This window comes from Fictibacillus solisalsi (assembly GCF_900103485.1).
Classification (GTDB): domain Bacteria; phylum Bacillota; class Bacilli; order Bacillales; family Fictibacillaceae; genus Fictibacillus_C; species Fictibacillus_C solisalsi.
Window position 1 is genome coordinate 1,873,649 of sequence record NZ_FNHW01000001.1, and the last position, 23,656, is coordinate 1,897,304.

Annotated in this window: 25 protein-coding genes; 3 read left to right on the forward strand and 22 right to left on the reverse strand. The window is 44.0% G+C overall.

The window, feature by feature from the left end:
• Positions 1-38: 38 nt before the first annotated feature.
• From deoC to gpr, 12 genes are all read right to left on the reverse strand, one after another.
• Positions 39-713 (reverse strand): deoxyribose-phosphate aldolase, encoded by a 675-nt coding sequence (gene deoC, locus BLT53_RS09670; protein WP_090234424.1) that lies wholly within the window; start codon positions 711-713, stop codon positions 39-41.
• 120 nt (positions 714-833) lie between these two features.
• Positions 834-2,186, reverse strand: a complete 1,353-nt coding sequence (mtaB, locus tag BLT53_RS09675) for a tRNA (N(6)-L-threonylcarbamoyladenosine(37)-C(2))-methylthiotransferase MtaB (protein WP_090234426.1) — start codon at positions 2,184-2,186, stop codon at positions 834-836.
• A 5-nt stretch (positions 2,187-2,191) separates the two neighbouring features.
• The gene (locus BLT53_RS09680; RefSeq protein WP_090234427.1) at positions 2,192-2,944 is read right to left on the reverse strand and encodes a 16S rRNA (uracil(1498)-N(3))-methyltransferase; all 753 of its coding nucleotides are present in this window, start codon (positions 2,942-2,944) and stop codon (positions 2,192-2,194) included.
• A 1-nt stretch (position 2,945) separates the two neighbouring features.
• Positions 2,946-3,902: a 50S ribosomal protein L11 methyltransferase gene (gene prmA, locus BLT53_RS09685; protein ID WP_170834295.1), complete on the reverse strand. Its 957-nt coding sequence runs from the start codon at positions 3,900-3,902 to the stop codon at positions 2,946-2,948.
• A gap of 27 nt (positions 3,903-3,929) precedes the next feature.
• Positions 3,930-5,048, reverse strand: a complete 1,119-nt coding sequence (dnaJ, locus tag BLT53_RS09690) for a molecular chaperone DnaJ (protein ID WP_090234428.1) — start codon at positions 5,046-5,048, stop codon at positions 3,930-3,932.
• Between the two features lie 184 nt (positions 5,049-5,232).
• Positions 5,233-7,065, reverse strand: coding sequence for a molecular chaperone DnaK (gene dnaK, locus BLT53_RS09695; RefSeq protein WP_090234430.1), 1,833 nt, complete (start codon positions 7,063-7,065; stop codon positions 5,233-5,235).
• A gap of 45 nt (positions 7,066-7,110) precedes the next feature.
• A complete protein-coding gene (gene grpE / locus BLT53_RS09700; protein WP_090234431.1) occupies positions 7,111-7,707 on the reverse strand; it encodes a nucleotide exchange factor GrpE in 597 nt (198 codons plus the stop codon).
• Positions 7,708-7,746: 39 nt separating this feature from the next.
• The gene (hrcA, locus tag BLT53_RS09705; RefSeq protein WP_090234433.1) at positions 7,747-8,769 is read right to left on the reverse strand and encodes a heat-inducible transcriptional repressor HrcA; all 1,023 of its coding nucleotides are present in this window, start codon (positions 8,767-8,769) and stop codon (positions 7,747-7,749) included.
• Between the two features lie 90 nt (positions 8,770-8,859).
• Positions 8,860-9,999 carry a radical SAM family heme chaperone HemW gene (gene hemW / locus BLT53_RS09710; protein ID WP_090234434.1) on the reverse strand — a complete coding sequence of 380 codons (1,140 nt, stop codon included), beginning with the start codon at positions 9,997-9,999 and terminating at the stop codon, positions 8,860-8,862.
• Positions 10,000-10,083: 84 nt separating this feature from the next.
• On the reverse strand, positions 10,084-11,907 hold the full coding sequence (gene lepA / locus BLT53_RS09715; protein WP_090234435.1) for a translation elongation factor 4: 1,824 nt from the start codon (positions 11,905-11,907) through the stop codon (positions 10,084-10,086).
• A gap of 143 nt (positions 11,908-12,050) precedes the next feature.
• On the reverse strand, positions 12,051-12,401 hold the full coding sequence (locus tag BLT53_RS09720; RefSeq protein ID WP_170834296.1) for a DUF3679 domain-containing protein: 351 nt from the start codon (positions 12,399-12,401) through the stop codon (positions 12,051-12,053).
• A gap of 63 nt (positions 12,402-12,464) precedes the next feature.
• Positions 12,465-13,580, reverse strand: a complete 1,116-nt coding sequence (gene gpr, locus BLT53_RS09725) for a GPR endopeptidase (RefSeq protein ID WP_090234438.1) — start codon at positions 13,578-13,580, stop codon at positions 12,465-12,467.
• 153 nt (positions 13,581-13,733) lie between these two features.
• Between gpr and rpsT the strand changes: the two genes are divergently transcribed.
• Complete coding sequence (gene rpsT / locus BLT53_RS09730; RefSeq protein ID WP_061971210.1) at positions 13,734-14,000, forward strand: 30S ribosomal protein S20; 267 nt, start codon at positions 13,734-13,736, stop codon at positions 13,998-14,000.
• A gap of 100 nt (positions 14,001-14,100) precedes the next feature.
• On the opposite strand, the gene holA is transcribed toward rpsT, so the two are convergent.
• A complete protein-coding gene (holA, locus tag BLT53_RS09735) occupies positions 14,101-15,120 on the reverse strand; it encodes a DNA polymerase III subunit delta (RefSeq protein WP_090234439.1) in 1,020 nt (339 codons plus the stop codon).
• Positions 15,121-15,455: 335 nt separating this feature from the next.
• Here holA and BLT53_RS09740 point away from each other — a divergent pair, with 335 nt between their 5' ends.
• Positions 15,456-15,590, forward strand: a complete 135-nt coding sequence (locus BLT53_RS09740) for a YqzM family protein (RefSeq protein ID WP_074440502.1) — start codon at positions 15,456-15,458, stop codon at positions 15,588-15,590.
• 33 nt (positions 15,591-15,623) lie between these two features.
• On the opposite strand, the gene BLT53_RS09745 is transcribed toward BLT53_RS09740, so the two are convergent.
• The 3 genes from BLT53_RS09745 to BLT53_RS09755 all read right to left on the reverse strand — a co-directional run bounded on the left by BLT53_RS09745 (position 15,624) and on the right by BLT53_RS09755 (position 19,251).
• Positions 15,624-17,930 carry a DNA internalization-related competence protein ComEC/Rec2 gene (locus BLT53_RS09745; RefSeq protein ID WP_090234440.1) on the reverse strand — a complete coding sequence of 769 codons (2,307 nt, stop codon included), beginning with the start codon at positions 17,928-17,930 and terminating at the stop codon, positions 15,624-15,626.
• Between the two features lie 2 nt (positions 17,931-17,932).
• Complete coding sequence (locus BLT53_RS09750) at positions 17,933-18,514, reverse strand: ComE operon protein 2 (protein ID WP_090234442.1); 582 nt, start codon at positions 18,512-18,514, stop codon at positions 17,933-17,935.
• 71 nt (positions 18,515-18,585) lie between these two features.
• The gene (locus BLT53_RS09755) at positions 18,586-19,251 is read right to left on the reverse strand and encodes a helix-hairpin-helix domain-containing protein (protein ID WP_090234443.1); all 666 of its coding nucleotides are present in this window, start codon (positions 19,249-19,251) and stop codon (positions 18,586-18,588) included.
• Positions 19,252-19,338: 87 nt separating this feature from the next.
• Between BLT53_RS09755 and comER the strand changes: the two genes are divergently transcribed.
• Positions 19,339-20,175, forward strand: coding sequence for a late competence protein ComER (gene comER, locus BLT53_RS09760; RefSeq protein ID WP_090234445.1), 837 nt, complete (start codon positions 19,339-19,341; stop codon positions 20,173-20,175).
• A gap of 64 nt (positions 20,176-20,239) precedes the next feature.
• On the opposite strand, the gene BLT53_RS09765 is transcribed toward comER, so the two are convergent.
• The 6 genes from BLT53_RS09765 to aroE are packed head-to-tail and all read right to left on the reverse strand — an operon-like array spanning position 20,240 to position 23,642.
• Positions 20,240-20,986: a class I SAM-dependent DNA methyltransferase gene (locus BLT53_RS09765; protein ID WP_090234447.1), complete on the reverse strand. Its 747-nt coding sequence runs from the start codon at positions 20,984-20,986 to the stop codon at positions 20,240-20,242.
• 15 nt (positions 20,987-21,001) lie between these two features.
• The gene (rsfS, locus tag BLT53_RS09770; protein ID WP_090234449.1) at positions 21,002-21,355 is read right to left on the reverse strand and encodes a ribosome silencing factor; all 354 of its coding nucleotides are present in this window, start codon (positions 21,353-21,355) and stop codon (positions 21,002-21,004) included.
• A gap of 23 nt (positions 21,356-21,378) precedes the next feature.
• Positions 21,379-21,945, reverse strand: coding sequence for a bis(5'-nucleosyl)-tetraphosphatase (symmetrical) YqeK (yqeK, locus tag BLT53_RS09775; protein ID WP_090234450.1), 567 nt, complete (start codon positions 21,943-21,945; stop codon positions 21,379-21,381).
• Positions 21,923-22,513 (reverse strand): nicotinate-nucleotide adenylyltransferase, encoded by a 591-nt coding sequence (locus BLT53_RS09780; protein WP_090234452.1) that lies wholly within the window; start codon positions 22,511-22,513, stop codon positions 21,923-21,925. The genes yqeK and BLT53_RS09780 overlap by 23 nt, the downstream gene beginning before the upstream one ends.
• Before the next feature lie 12 nt (positions 22,514-22,525).
• Positions 22,526-22,816 carry a ribosome assembly RNA-binding protein YhbY gene (gene yhbY, locus BLT53_RS09785; protein ID WP_090234454.1) on the reverse strand — a complete coding sequence of 97 codons (291 nt, stop codon included), beginning with the start codon at positions 22,814-22,816 and terminating at the stop codon, positions 22,526-22,528.
• Entirely contained in the window at positions 22,803-23,642 is an 840-nt protein-coding gene (aroE, locus tag BLT53_RS09790) for a shikimate dehydrogenase (protein ID WP_090234456.1), read from the reverse strand. Before aroE ends, yhbY begins: the two co-directional genes overlap by 14 nt.
• Positions 23,643-23,656: the final 14 nt, after the last annotated feature.

The window sequence follows — 23,656 nt, forward strand, 5'->3', positions numbered from 1 at the left end:
ATATCAATTGATAATGGTCAACAAAAATCCGCTTTGTTTTAATAATCCGATTCAGAGCTTTCGCCTTTAACAATCGCAATTCCTGCACTTGCCCCAATCCGGGTTGCCCCAGCTTCCACCATAGCAAGTGTGGTCTCCCTGTCGCGTACACCACCTGAAGCTTTTACGCCAATATTCGGGCCGACCGTCTTTCGCATAAGGCGGATATCTTCAACTGTGGCTCCTCCTGTGGAAAATCCGGTAGAGGTTTTCACAAATTGAATGCCGGATTTAACTGCGATTTCACAGGCCATCACTTTTTCTTCATCTGTAAGCAGGGATGTTTCAATAATGGCCTTTGTCAGTGCGCGCCCTTTTGCAGCTTCAACAACCGCACGGACATCCCGTTCAACCAGTTCGTACTCTTTCCCTTTTAAAGCACCGATATTGATTACCATGTCCACTTCAGTTGCCCCGTTTTCAATGGCATTTTTTGTTTCAAACGCCTTCACTTCAGGAGTACTTGCGCCAAGCGGAAAACCAATGACTGTACATACAGCCACGTCTGTCCCTTTTAGTTGCTCGTACGCGGTATACACCCAAACGGGATTAACACAAACTGAAAAGAAATTGAATTCTTTTGCCTCGGCACACAATTTTAAAATATCCTCTTTGGTTGTTTCCGGTTTTAAAGCGGTATGGTCAATGAGTTTAGCAAGATCTGTTGCAGCCATTTTTATCATCCTTTCCTCACTTCTATTCCACCTCTGTATTTTACCAAAACCCGACATTAAAATACAAAACTCCGGTTATCATAAAAAAAGAAAGCCCGGCTAACCGGACTTTCAGTGGAATCAGAAGTTTGCAATTTCCTTGGAAAGGTGATTATCAATTACTTTTACAAACTGACCGTCATTATACGGGTAACCCGCTTTCGAAATTTTCACAAGGACTTGTTTACCAATCATCTCTTCAGTTGCAGGGAACCTGACTTTAAGATAGTTCGGTGTATATCCGACATAAAGGCCTGTACCCTTTTCTTCCTTATATTCTTCTTCAGGAATAACCTCTACGACTTCATCTTCATAATTTGAAGCATATTCCTTCGCCAGTTGGTCTGAAAGCTCGATCAAGCGGTGAACACGTTCGTTTTTCACCTCTTCAGGAACTTGATCCTCCATCCGTGCAGCAGGTGTGCCTGTGCGCTTGGAGTATGGGAAGACATGAAGCTCGGAAAATTTGTGGTCACGGATGAAATTATAGGTCTCCATAAATTCTTCTTCCGTTTCCCCAGGAAATCCAACAATGACATCTGAAGTAATTGCCAAACCAGGAAGAGCTTTTTTCAACTTGGAAATACGCTCTGCAAAAAGTTCCATGGTATACTTTCTGCGCATTCTTTGAAGAACCGTGTTGGAACCGGACTGAAGGGGGATATGAAGATGTGGAACGACCTTATCAGATCGGTTCATGACCTCAATCACTTCGTCCGTAATCTGGCTCGCTTCAATAGAAGAGATGCGAAGCCGTTTTAATCCTTCCACTTTCTCATCCAATTCTGCAAGAAGCATGGCAAAGTTGTAATCTTTTAAATCTTCACCATATCCCGCAGTGTGAATGCCAGTAAGCACGATCTCTTTATACCCGGCATTAACAAGCTGCTGTGCCTGATGGATGACTTCTTTTGAATCCCGTGAGCGCAATAGCCCGCGTGCCCAGGGAATGATACAAAATGTACAGAAGTTGTTGCAACCTTCCTGAATTTTCAGGGATGCACGTGTACGGTCCGTAAACGAAGGAACATCAAGTTCTTCATAAACTCGAGCCTTCATGATGTTGCCGACTCCATTGATGGGAAGCCGTTCTTCTTTAAATTGCTCAATAAACCCTAGCATCTTCCCTCGATCCTGAGTTCCCACTACAATGTCTACACCCGGGATCGCCATGATTTCAGCAGGAGAGGTCTGGGCGTAGCACCCCGTCACACAAATGACCGCATCCGGGTTTTTACGGATCGCCCGGCGGATCACCTGACGGCTTTTTTTATCGCCTGTATTGGTTACAGTACATGTATTAATTACATAAACGTCAGCTGTTTGCTCGAACTCTTTACGTTCATAACCCTCACTTTGAAACAGCTGCCAAATCGCTTCTGTTTCGTAATGGTTTACTTTACAGCCTAATGTATGAAAAGCCACTGATGGCATTTCAATCACCTCATTAATTCAAAATGATAGGAAACAGCGCTTAGGAGATAAGAACTGGCTGTTTCTGTACGCAATATTCGGGGGCCAAATCCACAGGAAACAAAACCGGCTTCCTTTAATTCAGACACTTCATGCCTGCTAAATCCGCCTTCCGGTCCGATGGCACAAAGAAGTGTCGAACCGGGAGACATGGAATTCAGGACTTCAGCCAGCCGCTTCGTCTCTCCCTCTTTCGCTTCTTCTTCATACGCCACAATTTTATAATCAAAACCAGCTGCTTGTTTCAGAAGAGTTGTAAAGGAAACAGGCGTAAACACGTCAGGAATCACGCTGCGGTGTGACTGCTCAGCCGCCTCTTTTGCAATTTTTGCAAGCCGCAGGATTTTTTTCTGACCTTTTTTTTCATCCCATTTTACAATACACCGCGATGAAGAAAAAGGCAAAAATCCCTTTGCTCCAAGTTCAGTCCCTTTTTGTACAATCGTTTCCAGCTTATCTCCTTTAGGAATTCCCTGGGCAATGATGACCTGTATAGGGGATTCCTTTTGTTCCTGTATCTCTTCGATCACAGAGGCTTGGACAGAATCACGGTCCACTGCCGTGATTTCACAAAGCACAGTCCGGCCCTGACTATCGGAACAAATAATATGGTCGCCGTTTTCCATTCTCATTACTTTTGCAATATGATTTGCATCATCACCCGTGATTGTCACGGTGGTCTTGCTCATATCGTTTCCTGAAACAAAATACCTTTGCATGTTAGACCTCTTTCGAGTGCGAAAGATTGCGCGCAATGATCGCTACCCAGTCTTCCATCTCCAGCACCTCTACAATGGTAAAGCCGTTTTGTTTCAGCTCTTCTTTTACTTCGTTCTTTTTTCCCTGAATGATGCCCGAAGTAATAAACAGGCCATTTTGTTTAAGCACCCTTGCGGCATCTGGAACAAAACGCAGGATAATATCAGCAAGCAGATTGCCGACAATAAGATCGGCAGGACCGTCAATATCGTTTAACAAGTTATTCTGCTTTACAGTAATTTTTTCTGCTGCTTTATTCAGTTTCACATTAATATTGGCGCTTGAAACTGCTACATCGTCCAAATCAAATGCCTGAACACGCTTCGCTCCCAGGTGGGCCGCAGCGATACTTAAAACACCGGAGCCGGTTCCTACATCAATGACTTCATCCCCTGGCTTCAGGTATTTCTCAATGGCTTGCAGGCACATGACCGTTGTTGGATGAGTCCCGGTGCCGAAGGCCATCCCCGGATCCAGTTCAATGATAACCTCATCAGAGCTCACAGGCTGATAATCTTCCCAAGTCGGTGTAATGGTTATTTTTTCTGAAATTTTGACCGGTTTGTAGTATTTCTTCCAGGCGGTTGCCCACTCTTCTTCATTTACCTCACTAATGGTTACATGGTTATGGCCGAGATCGATATCATAGGTCATTAAATTATTAATGGCTTCCTTGATTTCATCTACTGTTTCACCAAGAAAGCTTGTTACCGGCAAATATGCCTTAATCAGTACGCCTTCTTCAGGATAATCATTAGGATCGAGTTGATAGATTTCCCCAAAAACGGATGTTCTCTCTTTAATTAAGTCTTCCGGATCTTCTATCACCACGCCGCTGGCACCTGCTTCGTGTAGAATGTTTGAGATTGGTTCAACCGCTTCCTGGGTAGTATGAATGCTAATTTCTGACCATTTCAATTCTATCAACTCCATTCCTATGATCCATTACTCGCCCTTGAAGGCTCTTTTTACTTTGTCAAAAAAGGATTCTTCATGCTCATCCGGCACATCTCCGCCGATTTCGGCAAAATCCCTGAGCAATTGCTTTTGTTTGTCGGAAAGCTTGGTTGGTGTCAGCACTTTTACCTGAATGTGCTGGTCTCCCTGGCCGCGCCCCCTGACATTTTGTACTCCTTTTCCGCGCAGACGGAAATGAGTTCCGGTCTGTGTTCCAGCCGGTATTTTCAATTTGATTCGCCCGTGCAATGTAGGAACTTCAATTTCATCTCCCAATGCAGCCTGAGCAAAAGTAATTGGCATTTCACAAAAAATGTCGTCTCCGTCTCTCTCGAAAAATTCGTGAGGAAGAACTCTGAAAACAACATAAAGGTCTCCTGGAGGACCCCCGTTTACGCCTGGTTCTCCATGCCCTGAAAGACGGATTTGCTGGCCGTTATCTACGCCTGCAGGGATTTTCACATTGATTTTCTTTGTGGTGGTTATTTTCCCTTTACCGTGGCATGTACCGCATTTTTCTTTGATGATCTTGCCCGTTCCGCTGCAGTACTGACATACTCGTTTGTTGACGATGCGTCCAAACGGTGTATTTTGCTCGACGTTCAGCTGGCCAGAACCTTTACAATGTGAGCATGTTTCCGGTTTCGTGCCAGGCTTTGCACCCGATCCGTGACATGTTTCACATGTTTCCTCTTTAGGAAGCTCAATTTCGGTTTCTTTACCGAAAACCGCTTCTTCAAACTTGAGGTTCATATTGTACTGCAAATCTGATCCCTGTCTCGGGGCATTCGGGTTTCTTCTTCCCCCGCCGCCGAAAAACATATCAAATATGTCTCCGAAGCCGCCAAAGTCAGCTCCTGCGCCTCCAAAACCCCCAAATCCCTGATTAGGATCCGTATGGCCAAATTGGTCGTACTGAGCTTTTTTTTGAGGATCTTTTAACGTATCATACGCTTCCCGCACCTCTTTAAACTTCTCGGCAGCATCCGGCTCCTTGTTCACATCAGGATGGTACTGCTTGGTCAGTTTGCGGTAGGCTTTTTTTATTTCATCGGTGGATGCATTCTTATCCAAACCGAGTACTTCATAGTAATCCCGTTTACTCATAGAAACCCACTCCCGAATCTTCACATAAAAATTATCTTACCATTGTTGCTTTTCTTTTTTCAACAAAGATCGTTAAATATGTGAATTGTTTTTAACATCTGCTAGTGAAATGCATTAAAACGGAAAAAAAGTCAAAGCCAAGATGATCGCCTGACTTTGACTTTTTCCTTAACAAATCACGTTATTATTTCTTTTCGTCGTCGTTCATTTCTTCGTATTCAGCATCTACCACGTTGTCATCGGCTTTCTTCTCGCCCTGCTCCTGACCTTGAGCTGCCTGCTGTGCTTGTGCAGCTTGTTCATAAAGCTTAACAGATAGCTGTTGAACAACTTCGCTCAACGCGTCTTTTTTGGTTTTAACCGCTTCGATATCCTGGCCTTCAAGCGCAGTCTTAAGCTCTTCTTTTGCTTCGTTTGCTTTGGTTACTTCGGCTTCGTCAACCTTGCCTTCAAGATCCTTAAGCGTTTTGTCTGTTGCAAAGATTAGCTGATCAGCTTCATTGCGAAGGTCAATTTCTTCACGTCTCTTCTTGTCAGCTTCTGCATTTTCTTCCGCGTCACGCACCATTTTTTCGATCTCTTCCTCTGAAAGACCAGAAGAAGATTTGATGGTGATGGACTGCTCCTTGTTTGTTCCAAGATCTTTCGCACGCACGTTTACAATACCGTTCGCATCAATATCGAAGGATACTTCGATTTGAGGAACACCGCGTGGAGCTGGAGGAATGTCTGACAATTGGAAACGGCCCAGTGTTTTATTATGTGCAGCCATTTCGCGCTCACCCTGCAACACATGAATGTCAACAGATGGCTGGTTGTCAGCAGCTGTAGAGAATACCTGGGATTTTGTAGTCGGAATTGCAGTGTTGCGGTCAATCAGCTTTGTGAATACACCGCCAAGCGTTTCAATACCAAGAGATAGAGGAGTTACGTCAACAAGAACAACGTCTTTAACGTCACCAGTAATTACTCCACCCTGGATTGCTGCTCCAAGAGCTACTACTTCATCCGGGTTAACTCCTTTAAATGGATCTTTTCCTGTGAACTTTTTGATCGCTTCCTGAACAGCTGGAATACGAGTAGATCCCCCAACAAGGATAACCTTGTCAATGTCGCTTGGTGAGAATCCTGCATCGTTCAATGCCTGGCGAGTTGGACCCATTGTACGCTCTACAAGGTCAGAAGAAAGCTCTTCAAATTTCGCACGGCTCATGGATACTTCCAAGTGTTTTGGACCAGTTGCATCGGCAGTGATGAACGGTAATGAAATTTGAGTTTGAGTTACACCAGAAAGTTCTTTTTTCGCCTTCTCAGCAGCATCTTTCAAGCGCTGAAGTGCCATTTTATCTTGAGAAAGGTCGATGCCGTTTTCTTTTTTGAACTCAGATACAAGATAATCAATGATTACTTGGTCAAAGTCGTCTCCACCCAGCTTGTTGTCACCTGAAGTTGCAAGAACATCAAAGTTACCATCGCCGATTTCAAGGATGGATACGTCGAAAGTACCGCCACCAAGGTCAAATACGAGGATTTTTTGATCGCTTTCTTCTTCAAGACCGTATGCCAATGCAGCAGCAGTCGGCTCGTTAATGATACGTTCTACTTGCAAACCTGCGATTTGACCAGCATCTTTGGTCGCCTGGCGCTGTGCATCATTGAAATAAGCAGGAACAGTAATAACCGCACGTTCTACTTTTTCTCCAAGATAGCTCTCTGCATCACTTTTCAATTTTTGAAGGATGATTGCAGAAATTTCCTGAGGTGTATACGCTTTACCCTCAGCTTCCACCTTATGGTCAGAACCCATGTGGCGTTTGATGGAAATAATGGTATTCGGGTTAGTAACCGCCTGGCGTTTTGCCACTTCCCCAACTGAACGCTCTCCATCTTTGAAGGCAACAACTGAAGGAGTTGTACGGCTGCCTTCCGGATTAGGAATAACCGTCGCTTCTCCTCCTTCCATAACAGCAACACAAGAGTTTGTTGTACCTAAGTCAATTCCAATAATTTTGCTCATGTAACATACCCTCCACTTTTATATGTAATATTAAGTGCCTTAATATTACTGATTTACTTTTACCATTGCCGGCCGAATGACTCGGTCCTTTAATTTGTAACCCTTTTGCAGGGTCTCAACGATTACGTTAGACTCATACTCTTCATCCTGAACTTGCATGACCGCCTGGTGAAGATTCGGGTCAAAGGCTGCGCCCTCGGATTCAATAACTTCCAGTCCTTCGCTCTTCATCGCCTCAAGAAGCTGGCGATACACCATTTCCACTCCTTGCAGAACAGAAGAGGCTTGAGCATCTTCCACCTTAACATCCATGGCTCTTTCGAAGTTATCAAGAGCAGGCAACAGCTGTGTAATCAGACTTTGAGATTTATATTTTAACTGAGCCGCCTGGTCTTCCCGTGTGCGGCGCTTGAAATTTTCAAAATCGGCCTGCACACGAAGCAGCCGGTTCTCAGTTTCAGACAGACTGGCTTCCAGCTGAGCAATTCTGCTGTCTTCCACAACAGGTTCAGATGATTCAGCCGCTTGATCTTCATCCCCCTGCGCGTTTGAATTTTCAAGATGTTCAGCCTGAGCAGCTTCCTCTTGCACAGTATCATTCATTTCCTCAAATTCAGCAGTATCTTTGTGATTGTTTTCCATGTTGTCACCTCCCTAACCTAATACGTTGTTCGTTAAGATTTAATATCTCGCATTAAACAGATTCGTAAATTCTTTACTGATGGTATCAAGCAGCCCGATAACCCGTTTGTACTCCATTCGGGTCGGCCCGATTAATGAAATTGTGCCGATATGCTTTCCATGAAAGGAGTAGGATGCTTTAATCAGACTGCAATTCCGGACCGCTTCCACTTGGTTTTCCTGTCCAATCGTTACGGTTATCCCTTCATTATTCGCAGATAACAGCTGTTCGATGACCGTCTTCTCCTCCAGTGCATCAAGCAGAATACGGACTTTTTCCACATCCCTGAATTCTGGCTGATACAGCATCTTTGTTTTCCCGCCAAAGAATATTTTATCCTTGTTGCTCCACTTGAAGATATCATCGATAAACATTGACGCTTGCTGGTGATTGTTAATATGCTTTCTGAACACAAGATTAAGCTCATCCCGTATTTTTTGGTGGAGCTCTGCGAGCGGAACACCTGTCAAGTTTTCATTCAAAATATTGACAAGTGCTTCAATTTCTTCAGGGGCTATGCCACCCGGCAATGTGACATGCCGGTTCTCGACCTGGCCCGTGCTTGTCACGAAGATCGCAACGGCCTGCTGTCCTCCCAACGGAATCAGCTGAATGTGCTTCAATGTCGTTTCCAGAGCTTCGGGTCCAAGGATAATGGATGTGTAATTGGTAAGTTCAGACAGAATTTTAGCGGACTGCTCAAAAATCCGTTCCGTTTCTGCCAATTTCTCATTAAATAATTCCTGTATGTTATAAATGTCAGCTGTTGATAGTATGGTTGGGCTCAACAGATGATCCACATAGAAACGGTACCCTTTTTCAGAAGGGACCCGTCCGGAAGAGGTGTGCGTTTTTTCAAGATATCCCATATCCTCCAGATCGGCCAGTTCATTTCGAATTGTAGCAGAACTGAAGTGAACGTCTTCTCTTTTAGAAATCGTCCGTGATCCAACAGGTTCAACGTGCTGGATGTAATCATCGATCAGCACCTGAAGTATAAAAAGCTGCCTTTCAGATAACATCCTTTTCACCTCCGTGGCTGTTAGCACTCCAAAAGAGTGAGTGCTAAATCTAATATTAAATTACCAAATGCCACTAAAGATTGTCAACGATTAAACTACACCGATAAACTCTTGAAACACTTCATTGCCCAAAAACGTACCATTCCTGGTTAATACCAGCATGTCCCCCGATCGTTTGACCAACCCACGCTCCAGCAGTTTATCGATTTGACTGCCAAACACATCAAACATCGACCGCCCGTATCGTTCCATAAATCGCTGATCAGAGACACCTTTCATTTTCCTGAGTCCCATAAAAAGTTCCTCTTCCATTTTCTCGGATGATGACAGAACATCTTCATGTATATAGGGAAAACCCGTCTCGTCAATGAGCGACATATACTTTTTCAGAGGACCCGCATTGGCCTTCCGCGAACCGTTCACATAACTGTGAGCCCCCGCACCAATGCCATAATATTCGTTATTATCCCAGTATTGCAGATTGTGCCTGCTTTCATAACCAGGTTTTGCAAAGTTTGAGATCTCGTATTGAACATAACCATGCCTATCCATCTCTTCCATGAGGATCTCATACATACGTGCTTCTTCCTCCTGTTCAGGCAGCAGAAGTTCTCCCTTGGCGGCACGGTTATAAAAAACGGTTTTCCGTTCAAGCTGCAGGGAATAGGCTGAAAAATGAGGTACCTCGAGTGAAAATGCGATATCAAGAGTTTCCTTCAGCATGTCAACCGTTTGGCGTGGAAGTCCGAACATAATATCGAGTGATAAGTTATCAAGCCCGAGCCTTTTGGCCTCCAATACCGTTTGTACAACATCCTGCTGATTATGAGTCCGTCCGAGCTCTCTTAATAAATTATCCTGAAACGCCTGTACACCTATGCTCAATCGATTTACACCGGCATCTCTCATTATTTCAAGTTTTCTTAGATCAGTCTGTTCCGGGTTGGATTCCACTGTGAATTCCTCCCGGTCCGGCGACGAGAAGTACCGGTTTACCATCGCCAAAAACCGTTCAAATTGCTCATAATCCAGAGCAGTTGGTGTCCCTCCTCCGACAAAAAGTGTCTTCATGCTGGAGTACGGTGACTGTTCCAGTGTGTTTTTCATTTCTTTTTCCATATAGTCCAGGTACTCATTGACAGGCTGGCCTTTCAGGAAAACTTTATTAAAATCACAGTAATGACAGATGTTCACACAAAATGGAATATGAAAATAAGCCGCTTCCGGCATACGATCACTGCTTTCGTTTCTAAAATTTCTGAAGACCGCAATAAATCTGCGGTCTTCTCTTGGTGCCTATTTTATTCGGTAAAATCAATCATTGTCCATACGCAATACCGCCATAAACGCTTCCTGAGGGACTTCAACCCGTCCGATTGTCTTCATCCGCTTTTTACCTTCTTTTTGCTTTTCAAGAAGCTTCCGCTTACGGGAGATGTCACCGCCGTAGCATTTGGCCAGTACATTTTTACGCAAAGCTTTAATGTTCGACCTGGCAATGATCTTCTGTCCGATGGAAGCTTGAATTGGAACTTCAAACTGCTGGCGCGGAATAAGCTCTTTCAATTTTTCAACGACTACTTTCCCCCGCTCATACGCGAAATCCTTATGAACGATAACCGATAGGGCGTCGATCTTTTCTCCGTTAAGCAAAATATCCATTTTCACCAGTTTAGAAGGCTTATAGCCAATCAATTCATAATCGAGTGAAGCATAGCCTTTTGTGCTTGACTTCAACTGGTCAAAGAAATCATAAACAATTTCAGAAAGAGGAATTTCATACAGCACATTGACCCGATTGTTTTCAAGATAGTCCATGGTTTGGAAAATCCCGCGTTTTTTCTGACATATTTCCATGATCGTTCCAACATAATCATTTGGTGTCATAATCGTCGCTTTTACGTAAGGCTCTTCCACCGTCTGTATGAGCTGGGCTTCCGGCATGTTCGCCGGGTTATCCACGGTAAGCTGTTCCCCATCGGTCATCATCACGTTGTAAATAACACTCGGAGCCGTAGCGATCAGGTCGATGTTAAATTCGCGTTCGATCCTTTCCTGAATGATTTCCATATGAAGCAAGCCAAGGAAACCGCAGCGATATCCAAAGCCCAATGCCTGGGAAGTCTCCGGTTCATATTGCAGTGCTGAATCGTTCAGCACAAGTCGTTCCAATGCTTCGCGCAAATCATTATATTTGGCATTGTCTACCGGATACAAACCGCAATAAACCATCGGATTCATTTTTCTATAGCCTGGGAGCGGTTCTGCCGCCGGTTTAACCGCGCTTGTGATAGTGTCACCCACCTGGGTATCCCCAACATTTTTTATCGCCGCGGTCAAATAGCCAACATCGCCGACCGTCAAAAACTCTTTGTTTACCGCTTTAGGGGTAAAGACTCCAAGCTCCACGACCTCAAATTCCTTTTGAGTGGCCATCATCCTGATCTTATCCCCCACTTTTACCGTTCCTTCTGTCACCCGGATATACGTCACAACTCCTCGGTAAGGATCATAAAGGGAGTCAAAAATAAGGGCTTGAAGCGGGCCGTCGGGATCACCTGCTGGTGCTGGAACTTTCTCAACAATCTGCTCGAGAATCTCTTCAATACCAATTCCAGCTTTAGCAGAAGCAAGGACAGCTTCAGATGCATCAAGGCCGATCACTTCTTCTACCTCATTTCTTACCCGCTCCGGTTCTGCACTCGGCAGGTCGATCTTATTGATGACCGGAAGAATTTCCAGGTCGTTTTCAAGAGCCAGGTAAACGTTGGCAAGCGTTTGTGCTTCAATGCCCTGAGCAGCATCAACAATAAGCAGCGCTCCTTCACAGGCAGCCAGGCTTCTGGATACTTCATAGGTAAAGTCAACATGTCCCGGGGTATCGATCAAATGAAAAATGTATGTCTCCCCGTCTTTTGCTTTGTAATTCAATTGCACAGCATTCAGCTTTATCGTAATTCCACGCTCACGCTCTAGGTCCATTGAATCAAGAAGCTGTTCTTTCATCTCTCTTTGGGTAAGGGCGCTGGTTTTCTCTAAAATGCGGTCTGCCAGCGTGGACTTTCCATGGTCAATATGAGCAATGATGGAAAAATTTCGAATCCTCGATTGCCTCTCCAGTTTTTGTTCTCGGTTCATTCGTTTCACTCCTACATTTTTGCGCAAAGTACACTAGTTTAGATTATAGCAATACAAGCACTCTTGTTCAATGCTGAACGCACCCAATTGCGAAAGCGCTTATAAAGCAAAAAACAGTTATTTTTCCCTCTGAAAAATAACTGTCAGCTCAAAGAACCAAAAATTTGTGATAGGATGGCTGATATCAGACTCACTATTCCTTGGAATAAGGAAGAAACAAGGCCGGACACTTTCTCTCCCATGGCAGAAAAAAAGTTAAACGCTTTGGATTCTTCCAACTGCTTTTGCTTTGTCTTTAAGTCATGAACATCAACCTGAGTGCCAAGCACTTCAGCCTCCCCAGCCCCTTTGCCTGACTCAAGCGTTAAGGTTTCCCCATTCTCCTGATTTCCCTTTAACGCGCTCATTCCATCAGAAGCCTGCTGCATTCCAAGAAGAACACCGAAAAAAAGAACAGCAGTGATAAAAAAACACTTGATCATAAATTTCGTCACAGGACCCACTCCGTTCACCATCAATTAATAACATTCGTATGTGGCAGCTTGTCCTTTTATGTGTTAATGCGTATAGGAAGAGCTGTTTGACTGGTCCACCTGCCTGTGAAGCGAGGTATTCAGCCCAACTGCAATCACGTTGGCCATGTCCTCTACAAACGTATCCACTTCTTTCGGAGTTACCATTAAATTATGCCCGAGGGGTGACAGCACTTCTCTTATTAATGCCCTTTTTTCATCTTCCTCCAATGTGCCCACCATGCCAAGAAACGACTGTCTTTCCTCTTGCCCCGGAAGATCATCCTCATTCAATACCTTTTTTTCGCCGAATGTCATCCATGAAGGGGCCAGAGATTTGGAAGGCTTATCCTTCTCTTTAATTTCCCGTCCAAAATGTTTCAAAATATAATCAATCGTGTCACTGGCAATGGTAACTGCATCCACAACTGTTGGAACACCAATAGCAATCACGGGAATACCCAGCGCCTCCTTGCTAAGTTCCTTGCGTTTGTTGCCTACCCCTGAACCCGGATGGATGCCGCTGTCTGAAACCTGAATGGTGGTGTTTACCCGCTCGAGCGAACGTGAGGCAAGAGCATCAATGGCAATAACAAAATCAGGATTGACTTTTTTGATGATACCTTCAATAATATTGCTTGTTTCTATACCGGTTATTCCCATTACTCCTGGAGAAATGGCACATACCGGCCGAAATCCTTCCTCCACGTTCTCAGGAGATATATCAAATAAATGTTTGGTAATCAGCAGGTTTTCCAGTACGTTAGGACCCAGTGAATCAGGTGTGACGTTCCAGTTGCCCAGACCGACGACCAAAGCGGTATCTGTTTCCTGAATGCCAAGCTCATTCATAAAATTCCTGAAATCCCGGGCAAATACTTCCTGAACCCGCTCCTGAAGTGCGGAATCCTTTTCTCGGATGCCCTGCATCTCAAACGTTAAATACGTTCCCGGCTTTTTGCCTGTAGCCTCCGCGCCGCGTTCATCAATTTCCACCCGGGTCAGTTTTATCCCGTCATGATCCTGTTCTTTAATGATGATTCCTTCAATCGTACTTTCTTTTTCCTTCATCTTTTCATCATTGACCAGCATTTCATGTGCTTCAATTGCTAAATCGGTCCGGACATTGTACTTGTTCAAATCAAGGTCTTTGTTGTTCATTTAGGCACCGTCCTGTCATGGGATATATTGTCTCTATTTTTGCCCGCAAAAACCCTTTTCATTCTTGTATTGCAATTGAAGAATGAAACTGATAGAATACTTTGTGTCCTATTTTTTTGCAACCCAAGTTGCAATGTTAGGGAGGTGAATGGATTGGCTAATATTAAATCTGCTATTAAACGTGTAAAAACGAACGATAAGAACCGTGCTCACAATGCTTCTTTAAAGTCTGCTATGCGTACAGCTGTGAAAAATTTCGAAACGAAGGTCGCTAACAACGATGCTGAAGGTGCGAAAGAAGCTTTTGTAGCTGCTACTAAAAAAGTTGATAAAGCGGCAACTAAAGGACTTATCCATAAAAACGCAGCATCACGTCAAAAGTCTCGTCTTGCTAAAGCGTTGAACGGAATTAACGCGTAATACGGGAACCGACATGAAACGACCTTATGGGTCGTTTTTATTTTTGAGCTGAATTTAAAAAACGAGGAAGAGCCCCTTTTAAGGGGCTCTTCCTCGTTTTTTATTTGGCCATTTTGAGCATGATAAGCTCCAAAATCAGCTGCTTGTCCATTTTACCGGTTTTCATTTCATAATCGGCTTCTGCAATCCGGTCGAGAAGGGTAAACAATTCTTGTTCGTCAAACATCCTTGCCTGTCTGGAAGCGAGCTTGACCGCATAGGGATGCAGCTTGAGTACCCCGGCAATTTGCTTTTCACCGTATCCTTTGGCAAACAGTTCTTTCACACCAAAGATAATCCGGAATTGACGTGCCATTAAAGAAAGAATTTTAATGGGCTCCTCATTTTGTTTCATTAAATCATAAAATGTTCTGAGAGCCACATCAATTTTCTTATGAACGATATCATCAATCAGCGAAAAGATATTGTCTTCAAGTGTGCGAGGAACCAGCTGATCAATGACTTCAATGGAGATGGTGTTCCCTTCCCCTACATACAATGCAAGCTTATCCATTTCCTGCACGAGAGCCATCAGCTCATTACTGACTTTTGAACTCAAATATTGTGCAGCATCTGCATCTATAAAAACGCCTTGCTGCATGGCACGGTCCTTGATCCATTCAATCGCTGAATCACCACTTAGCGGGGAGGCGGAAAGAACTTCGCCATTTTTCTTCAAGGTTTTGACGATCTTTTTCCGTTCATCCAGCTTTTCGGCTGGGACCACAAAAACCAGGATCGTAAAATCAGCAGGATCTTGTATGTACCGTTCGACGGTAGATAGATCATGCTCCACCTTGCTTTTGTCTTTTGCCCCCGTTAGAAAAAGGGCATTTTTTATGACAACCACACGCCTGTCCCCCATGAAGGGCAGCGTCTCTGCATCCTCCATTACCGCCTGTACCGGCGTTTCCTGATAATCGTAGGCTGAATAATTGAAATCCTTGTCTTCATCGTTCAGAGCGTACTTCACAATAGAGGAAATGGCTTGTTCTATAATATAAGATTCTGTTCCATACAAAACATAATAGGGAGCAAATTGATTTTGTTTTAAATTCTTTTGTAATGCTGAAATTGACAAACCCTTCACCTCAAACTTTCTCTATTCTTATCGTATGACGGAACGCGTTTTTTTTCAATAGTGGAACCATGTAATGCAAAAAGAAGAAGCAGCATATGCTGCTTCTTCATTTATATTAAACGCCGGTTACCAGGACCCCGGGACTCCCGGCAGCCAGCGAGTAAACCCTGAGATTGCCCTTTAATGTTATGATATCCTATGCGACTCAGCGATATTGGTGACAACAGTTAGCAAAACAGGAAAAGAATTTAGGATTTGCTGTTCAATTCTGAATCCTTTATGGATTTTTTTTTAGGGATAGCTTATACTTATATCGATATGGGAGGGTTGCGGAAATGAATCAGTTCGAAAAAGACGTTCAAAGCAAACGGAATGATTTAATCGATTCAGGCATGGGCTTTGTTTGGTCCTTTGGTTTTTTCACGTTAATCTTTGCACTGGGAGTTATCATCAAATTAATTGCATCTTAATACATAAAAAGAAGCCCACAGTGAGGCTTCTTTTTATTTTTTGGAGGCGGTTACACTGTGCCGGATTTTCCAGCCTCCTACTGAAACCGTAATTTCCACATCACCCTGCTCGTCCGTACGGAGGGTTTGAACTCCACGTTCAATAAATCGTTTCATCACTTCAGGATGAGGATGCCCATACCGGTTGTTCTTTCCGGCTGAAATCAAAGCATAGGAAGGCACCACTTGATCGATAAACTCGGCCGAAGAGGATGTTTTGCTTCCATGATGCCCGGCCTTTAGAAAGGTCGACCTGACCGGCTGCATCTCTCTTAGAATACGCTGCTCTCCCTGCCCATCCAGGTCTCCCGTAAATAAAAAGGAAGCAGCATTTATTTGTGCCCGGATAACAATGGAGCGTGCATTGCTTTCCGTCTCATCTCCATAGGGAGACAGCACCTGAAACACCCCTCCTTCCGCCGACCAGCTTTTCCCCCGCTGTGTAACGGTGATCGGCAGATGTCTTTTTGCCGCCTCATATAAGACCCGTGTTTCCAGGGGCTCTTTGATCGTTCCCTTTGGAAACAGCACTTCTTTCACCTTTATACGTGATAGAAGGGTTTGTGCCCCGCCGATATGATCCATGTCACCATGTGTGAGAATAAGTTTGTCAATTACCCTTATTCCTCTCGCTTTTAATGCCGGAAGCACTACCTCCTTCGTGACATCATACTCCTTTCTTCGTTTCTTCCATGCTTCTGCTGGAAAATGGATGGTACCCCCTGTATCGATCAAATAGACCCCCTTTCGATAAGCGAGCTCAATCAATGTACTGTCCCCTTGTCCCACATTTAAATAGGCCACTCTTCCATTCTTATCGAAAAGATGAATATTCCAATGCAGGATCCCAACAGAAAGCAGACATAGGACGGGAGCAATTAACTTTCGGATCACTCCGCCTCTCTCCAAACAAATCAGAAAATATATAATCCCCGCATAATAGAAAGGAATAACGATCAACGGCGGTTTACCAAACGTCATGGTAAAAATGTCTTGATTCAAATCAAGAAGTATATGGTTTGTAAGCTTCAGTACAAGTACTGCGGGATAAAAAAGAAGTTTAGCTAAAGAAATGGAAACAAACGAAAAGAGAACACCAAGGCTGGCCGAGGGAAGAGCAATGATGGACAATAACGGAATGAAGAGGAGATTTAGCGGCAGAGACCAAAGAGAGATTTCGTAGAACGAGGTAATGATCAGCGGGAAAGACACCAACTGGCAAATCAAACTGGACATAAAAATTTGAACCCAGTAGGAAGAATAGCGGCTGAAAATAAAACGGGAAGAAACCATGAGAGCAAAAACATTCAGAAAAGAAAGCTGAAAACCAAGCTGAAAGGCATAATAGGGGTTGATGAGAAGCATAGCGAGGCAAACGCAAGAGATGATGGTTAATGGATGCACTTTTATTCTATATCTCTGGAAGAGAACAACACACATTCCCATTATGCCGGCCCGTACAATGGAAGCCTCACCACCTGTCAAGAAAATATGCAAAGGCAGTATCGCAGCAATACAAACAGCAGCTTGTTCACGGGTCACACCCGCCCTGAGAAGCAGAACAAAGAGCATCCCGGAAAGAATGGCAACGTTCAATCCTGATACAGCAAGCAAATGGGAAAGGCCGAGACGCTGATATGCCTCATTTATTTTATCAGGTATATGGTCCCGGTATCCGAAGACAAGTGCATTTAACAAACTTGAGATTTCCTCGGGATAGGTACGCTCAATGAATTGAATTTCTTTCGATCGGAATGTGATCAGACGGTTAAAAAACGAGCGTTCCTGCGGTTTACACTGGGATGGCAGCAAAGCTTTACCCGTGACCAGCCAATGAATTCCTTGTTTTCTTAAATACTCGGAATAATTCATTCCCGCAAAATTCTCCTGCCCTGGAGGGTGTGCGAGCTTCCCCTGAAACTGGCACACCATCCCCGCTTTTAGCTCACGTCGGAGTAATTCCTGATGTTCCTCTGATGAAATTTTTTGCCGGACGATGACCGTTTCTTCTTTCAGCTTAAGTCTAAAGCTCAGCAAATCCCCGTCAATGTCAGGGAGGCTTTCGATCTTTCCGAGAAATACTCCTTCATCGCCCTCCAGGTCCGTTACATTTCGTTCATCAGCCAATTGATAATAAAAATAAAACGATAGAAAGGCAAACATACATAAGGAGACCGTCTTTCTATCCACCCCTGGTAAAAAATAAAAAAGGGCGATTATAAGAATCGCCCAGATGTAATGTCCATTCGATGAATAAATTGCCGCTATCGCACAAAGTGCATAAAGATAGCCAGCCTTCATCTTTATTTCAGATGCAGTGCGGCAGGATAGAGCTGCTCAGCCTTCTGTCTGAGCCTTGCGACTTTATCCTGACTGTCTGCAGCCCCTTCTTCCACTGCCTGTAAAAGGTCAAACGTAAGCTGCATTTGATCCTCATAATGAGGGTTCATCTTGTTCTCATTAAAGGGAACCTGCTTTACGATAAGACCAGCTTCCTTGAATTGTTCAATAGCATAGGGATGGTTTTTATAATCCTGTGCATAATACAAGGTTTTAATGCCGCTTTGTATAATGGTCCGGCAACAGTGAAGACACGGAAAGTGGGTTACATACATTTCTGCACCTTCTACCGGAACCCCGAACTTTGCACACTGCAGGATAGCATTCATCTCTGCATGGATGGTGCGTACACAATGTCCGTCAATGACATAGCATCCTTCATCTATACAGTGGACACCCCCTGAGATTGAACCATTGTATCCTCCCGCTATTATTCTTTTATCTCTCACAATGGTCGCACCCACTGCCAACCTTGTGCATGTGCTTCGGTAGGCAAGCAAATGGCTTTGCGCCATAAAATATTCATCCCAGGAAATACGCTCCATTTTTTCTCTCCCCCAATCGAATCTTTCTTTTTAGTTTAGGCATTCTCCAAGTGGATAGTCAATGAAATTTCCTAATCGGCAGTAACTTGGGCTCTCATATTTTCAAGTGATTTCTCTCCAATGCCAGGCACATTCAAGAGATCGTCAACGGTCTTAAAGCCACCATTCTCTTCCCTGAATGTGATGATAGCTTTCGCTTTTGAGGGTCCTATACCGGTTATGGTCTGCAGTTCCTGATCATTGGCAGTGTTAATATTCACTGCGGCTTGTCCGCTGTCATTTCCCAGTCCTTTTCCATTTCCCGCCGCATCAGCCGCAGCTGGCACTGCTGGTTCTTCACCTTTCTCCAGAATATAGAGAAGCATTTCGTCTTTGACCTTGCCTGAAAGGTTTACGCTGCGTTGTTCAGCGTTTTTTGTGAATCCTCCTGCTTTTTGCACAGCATCTATCACCCGGTCTCCTTCCTTCATTTCATAGACACCAGGACGGACCACAGCTCCTTTTATATCGAGCATGATTTTTGCTGACTGTAAATTTATCGAACCTGGGCTCTCTTTTACAGGGCTTTGGGCATTACTTGGTTCTTTCGCTGTTAATTCCTGCGGCAGCTCCTCTATGGCTTTTTCCTCCAATGGTACCTTTTGTTCATACAAGTACACCACCGCTATCCCAACTATGAGAACAGCTGGCAGTATATAGCGGTGCTTGCGAAACCAAACTTCATATTTTTTCAGCATACCGTGTCTCCTTTCATTTTTTCATAAAACAGGCCGCGTATGCATATGTATCAAGGTAGGATGGATCAGGGAGAGGAGGAGTAAACAGTGAAGCTAGGGTTTATTGGAACGGGAAACATGGGAAGCATCCTTGTGTCTTCCTTTATTGAATCGGCTGCTGTACAGCCGTCACGGATTATGGTGACCAACCGGACACTGTCCAAGGCCGAAGCACTACAGTCTGCCCATCCCAAACTCCGGGTGGCAGCTGCCGCGGAAGATGTGATTCGTTTTGCAGATATTCTGTTCATTTGTGTAAAGCCGCACCAATTTTTTGACCTTCTTTGTGAAAATAAAAAGCACATTTCAAAACATAAACTTGTCGTCTCCATTACAAGTCCCATTTCTTGTGAACAGATAGAAAATTTGCTTGACTGCAACGTAGCCCGGGCGATTCCAAGCATTACGAACCGGGCACTTTCCGGCACTTCCCTTATTACGTTTGGCTCCAGATGCCACACTGAATATCAGGAAAAATTGTTATCGCTCATGTCTTTCATATCAAAGCCCGTGATTATCGGTGAAAATGTCACCCGCATTTCGTCCGACATCGCCAGCTGTGGGCCAGCCTTTATCGGATACCTTGTGCAATGCTTTGTGGAAAGTGCTGTAAAAAAGACGGACGTTACCAAAAATGAAGCTACTCTTCTTGCCAGTGAAATGATTATCGGTATGGGCAAACTGTTGGAAAAAGAGGTCTTTTCGCTACCATCACTGATTGAAAAAGTATGTGTAAAAGGAGGCATAACAGGAGAAGGAATCAAAATTTTGAATGAGGATGCAGGAGAAGTCTTTGATCGTGTGATTGAACGGACGCATGAAAAATACCATGAGGAATGTGAAAAGATCAATGGGCAATTCGAGGTAAAAGAAGAACTAAAATAAGATTTCTCTAATTATCCCCGAAATCCTTCCTTAACAGAAAAAAATAAGCCATCAGTATGATGGCTTATTTCGATTTTTTACAAATGAAAAAAATTCTCTCAGCTTCAGATTTAAGTTCGTTCTCCGAAAAATCCCCGGTAATTTTTATTACTGTGAAGCCGGCTTCTTCAAGAAGATGCTCATAAGTCTGCACTGATAATGTTCTTTGCATATGTACTTCGTCAAATCGGGTATACCGCGAGTCCTCTTCATGTACAAAAAAGCTAAGTTCATGTTCTACACTGTCCGGATATTCCCCTTCATAGCACTGCCAGATGTAGGAAATTTCCTGCGCATTTTCAGCGAAAGTATTCCCGGAAAAGATATTATGAATTTTATAAAGGCTGTGTACATCAAACAAAAAGATTCCGTTTTCCTTCAGATGTCGATGTACAGAGTGAAAGGCTGCAGCTACCTTCTCTTCTGTCAAAAGATAGTTCAGCGAATCACAAAAAATGACAGCAGCATCAAATTCAGGCAAGCCTTCGATCTCGGTCATATCCTGCTGCAGAAATTGAACGGAAGCATGCTGAGTCATCGACTTTTCATGAGCTACAGCAAGCATATCGTCGGACAGGTCGATTCCGGTTACATCATAACCTTTTAACGCAAGCGGTATGGAAATCGACCCTGTCCCGCAGCCAACATCGAGAACACTCGATACGTCAGCTCCAACAGTGGCCATCGCCTGTTCAAAAAAAGAGATCCACTGCCCATAAGGAGCTTCTTCCATTAATTGATCATAATAATACGCAAAATGTTGATAGCTCATACCGGCTCCTTTTATTTATGAAAGGATTTGGTTCAGGTCAACTGATGGGGCATCTCCCCATAATTTTTCCAGGTTGTAATAGGATCGTTCGTCACGGTGAAAAACATGGACTACCATATCACCCATATCAACAAGAACCCATCTTGCCTGATCAAAACCTTCCATTCTCCGAATATTGATTTCCTTCTCTGCGGCTACATCCTTAATCTCCCGGGCAATGGCCTGAACCTGTTTCTCCGAATTCCCATGGCAAATTAAGAAATAATCTGCGACAAGAGAAATCCCCTTCATATCAAGCATCATAATATCTTCTGCCCGCTTGTCATCCACCGCTTTCACTACGAGTTCAATCAGTTCCTGTTCATTCAAAATTACATTCCTCCGTTTCTTTTTTATTTTTTAAGCTGTGCCAAAAGACTGTTATAGGTATTAATTGTTTCCGGATACACCAGCTGATTTTGCTTCATCAGGAAAGTTACTGTATTTTTCAGTGCTTGAAGGCACGCTGTGTCCAGGTCTTCCTCTGCCAGCTGCCGAACTTCTTCCACCCCGGGGAACTTTCTTCCAGGTTCAATATAATCGGCAAGAAAAATAATTTTCTCAAGCTTCCCCATCCCAACACGCCCGGTCGTATGATAGGCAATTGCAGCCAAAATGTCGCGATCCTTGATGCCTGCTTCCTTTTCTACCAAATAGGCGCCGACTGGCGCATGAAGGAGCTCTCCTCCATAATGCAGCAGACTTTCCGGCATGGCTTGCTTTCTTACGATTTCCTTCATTTCTTCTTTTGGCCGGAACTTGGCATAATCATGAAAGATTGCGGCCAGTTCTGTCTTTTCTTGATCCTCTTCATATCGGTCTGCGAGTTGAAGAGCGGTTTGCACAACGCCAAGCGTATGCTGATAGCGGTGCTCTGTTAATTGTTCCTTAACTATTTCAAGGGCTTTTTTGCGATCCATAAAGTCCCTTCACCTCGATTTGTTTTCTGACACGTTCCGGAATGAGATACGTGGTATTTTTCCCTTGAGACACTCTTTCCCGGATGAGGGTAGAGGAAACATCAAATAACGGCACTTCAAGCATGGCGGCCTGATATGGATTATGTTGGGCATTCAGCGGATGACCGCTGCGATTGATCGCGATAAAGGTCACCATCCGGCTCAGTTCATCAATCTGATGCCAGGTATGCAGTGAATCCAGCATATCTCCCCCAATGATAAAAAAGTACTCATGATCCGGATTTTCTTTCTGAAGTTCTCTCATCGTATCTATAGTATATGATGGCCCTTCCCTTTCAAACTCGATCAAAGAGAGGGAAAATTTAGCATTATCCTGGATTGCCGCTTTGACCAGTTCAATCCTGTCATGGTCTGAAACGCCAGATGCCAGTCGTTTGTGCGGAGGATGATTGGCCGGCATCCAAATCACCCCATCAAGTAAAAAAGCACTCAGCGCTTCCTGGGCAATGAGTAAATGCCCATTGTGAGGCGGATGAAAAGATCCTCCAAATATCCCTATTTTCGCCATTGTATCATTCCTTTACGGAAGTATGATCTCTTTGTTTTCTTTGGATTCTTTATAAAGAATAATGACGTTCCCGATCACTTGAACGAGCTCAGCCTTCGCTCCTTTGGCAACGGCTTGCGCTACTTCCTCGCGCGGTTCTTCACAGTTTTGAAGAATGCTGATTTTAATCAGCTCTCTGGCTTCCAGCGCTTCCTGGATTTGTTTGATCATATTGCTGTTGACTCCGCCTTTTCCTACCTGAAAAATAGGCTGAATCGGATTTGCTTTCGAACGCAAAAAGCGTTTTTGTTTACCTGTTAACATAACTTCCTCCCAATTCTTCAATCACAATCTTTTCCATCAATGATGCGTCCGGCGCAACACCTGTCCACTTTTCAAACGACAGCGCGCCCTGAAAAACGAGCATGGCCACTCCATTATCAATAATTGCACCGCGTTTTTCGCTTTCTTTTAATAAAGCGGTCTTAAAAGGATTATAAATAATATCCGATACCACTGTTCCCGCTTTTAGATGATCTACACGCAAAGGAAGACGATCCTCTTTCATGCCGATCGACGTGGTATTGATGACAATGCTGAATTCAAAAAGCCTTTCTTCAGCTTCCTGAAGAGAGATGACTTGATCCTGGTCCCTCAAACACTCGTTAAAAATGTCTTGTGCCTTTTCCATGGTACGGTTCGTGATAGCAATGGCCCTGGGTCCTTCTTTGCTCAATGCATAGCTGATGGCCCGGGACGCTCCTCCCGCTCCAATGATGAGAACCTTTGCCTCTTCGATTGGAAAGCGGACATGGCGCATCAAACCTTTTACAAAACCGGCACCGTCTGTATTGTACCCGGTTAATACTCCGTTTTCATTGACTACGGTATTGACTGCTCCGATTTTCAAGGCATCCTCTGCAATTTCATCAAGAAATGGCATAATGGCCTGCTTGTGCGGGATCGTTACATTCCACCCGGCAAAACCCTTTTCACGCATGTCTTGTACAGCTTCTGCCAACTGGTCCGGATGCACCTCATATTTATCATAAACGTAGGAAAGCCCTGCTTTTTCAAAAGCACCATTCTGCATCTGTGGAGACATGGAATGGCTGACAGGATATCCAATTAAACCAACCTTTTTTCTCATCCTTCCCTCTCCCT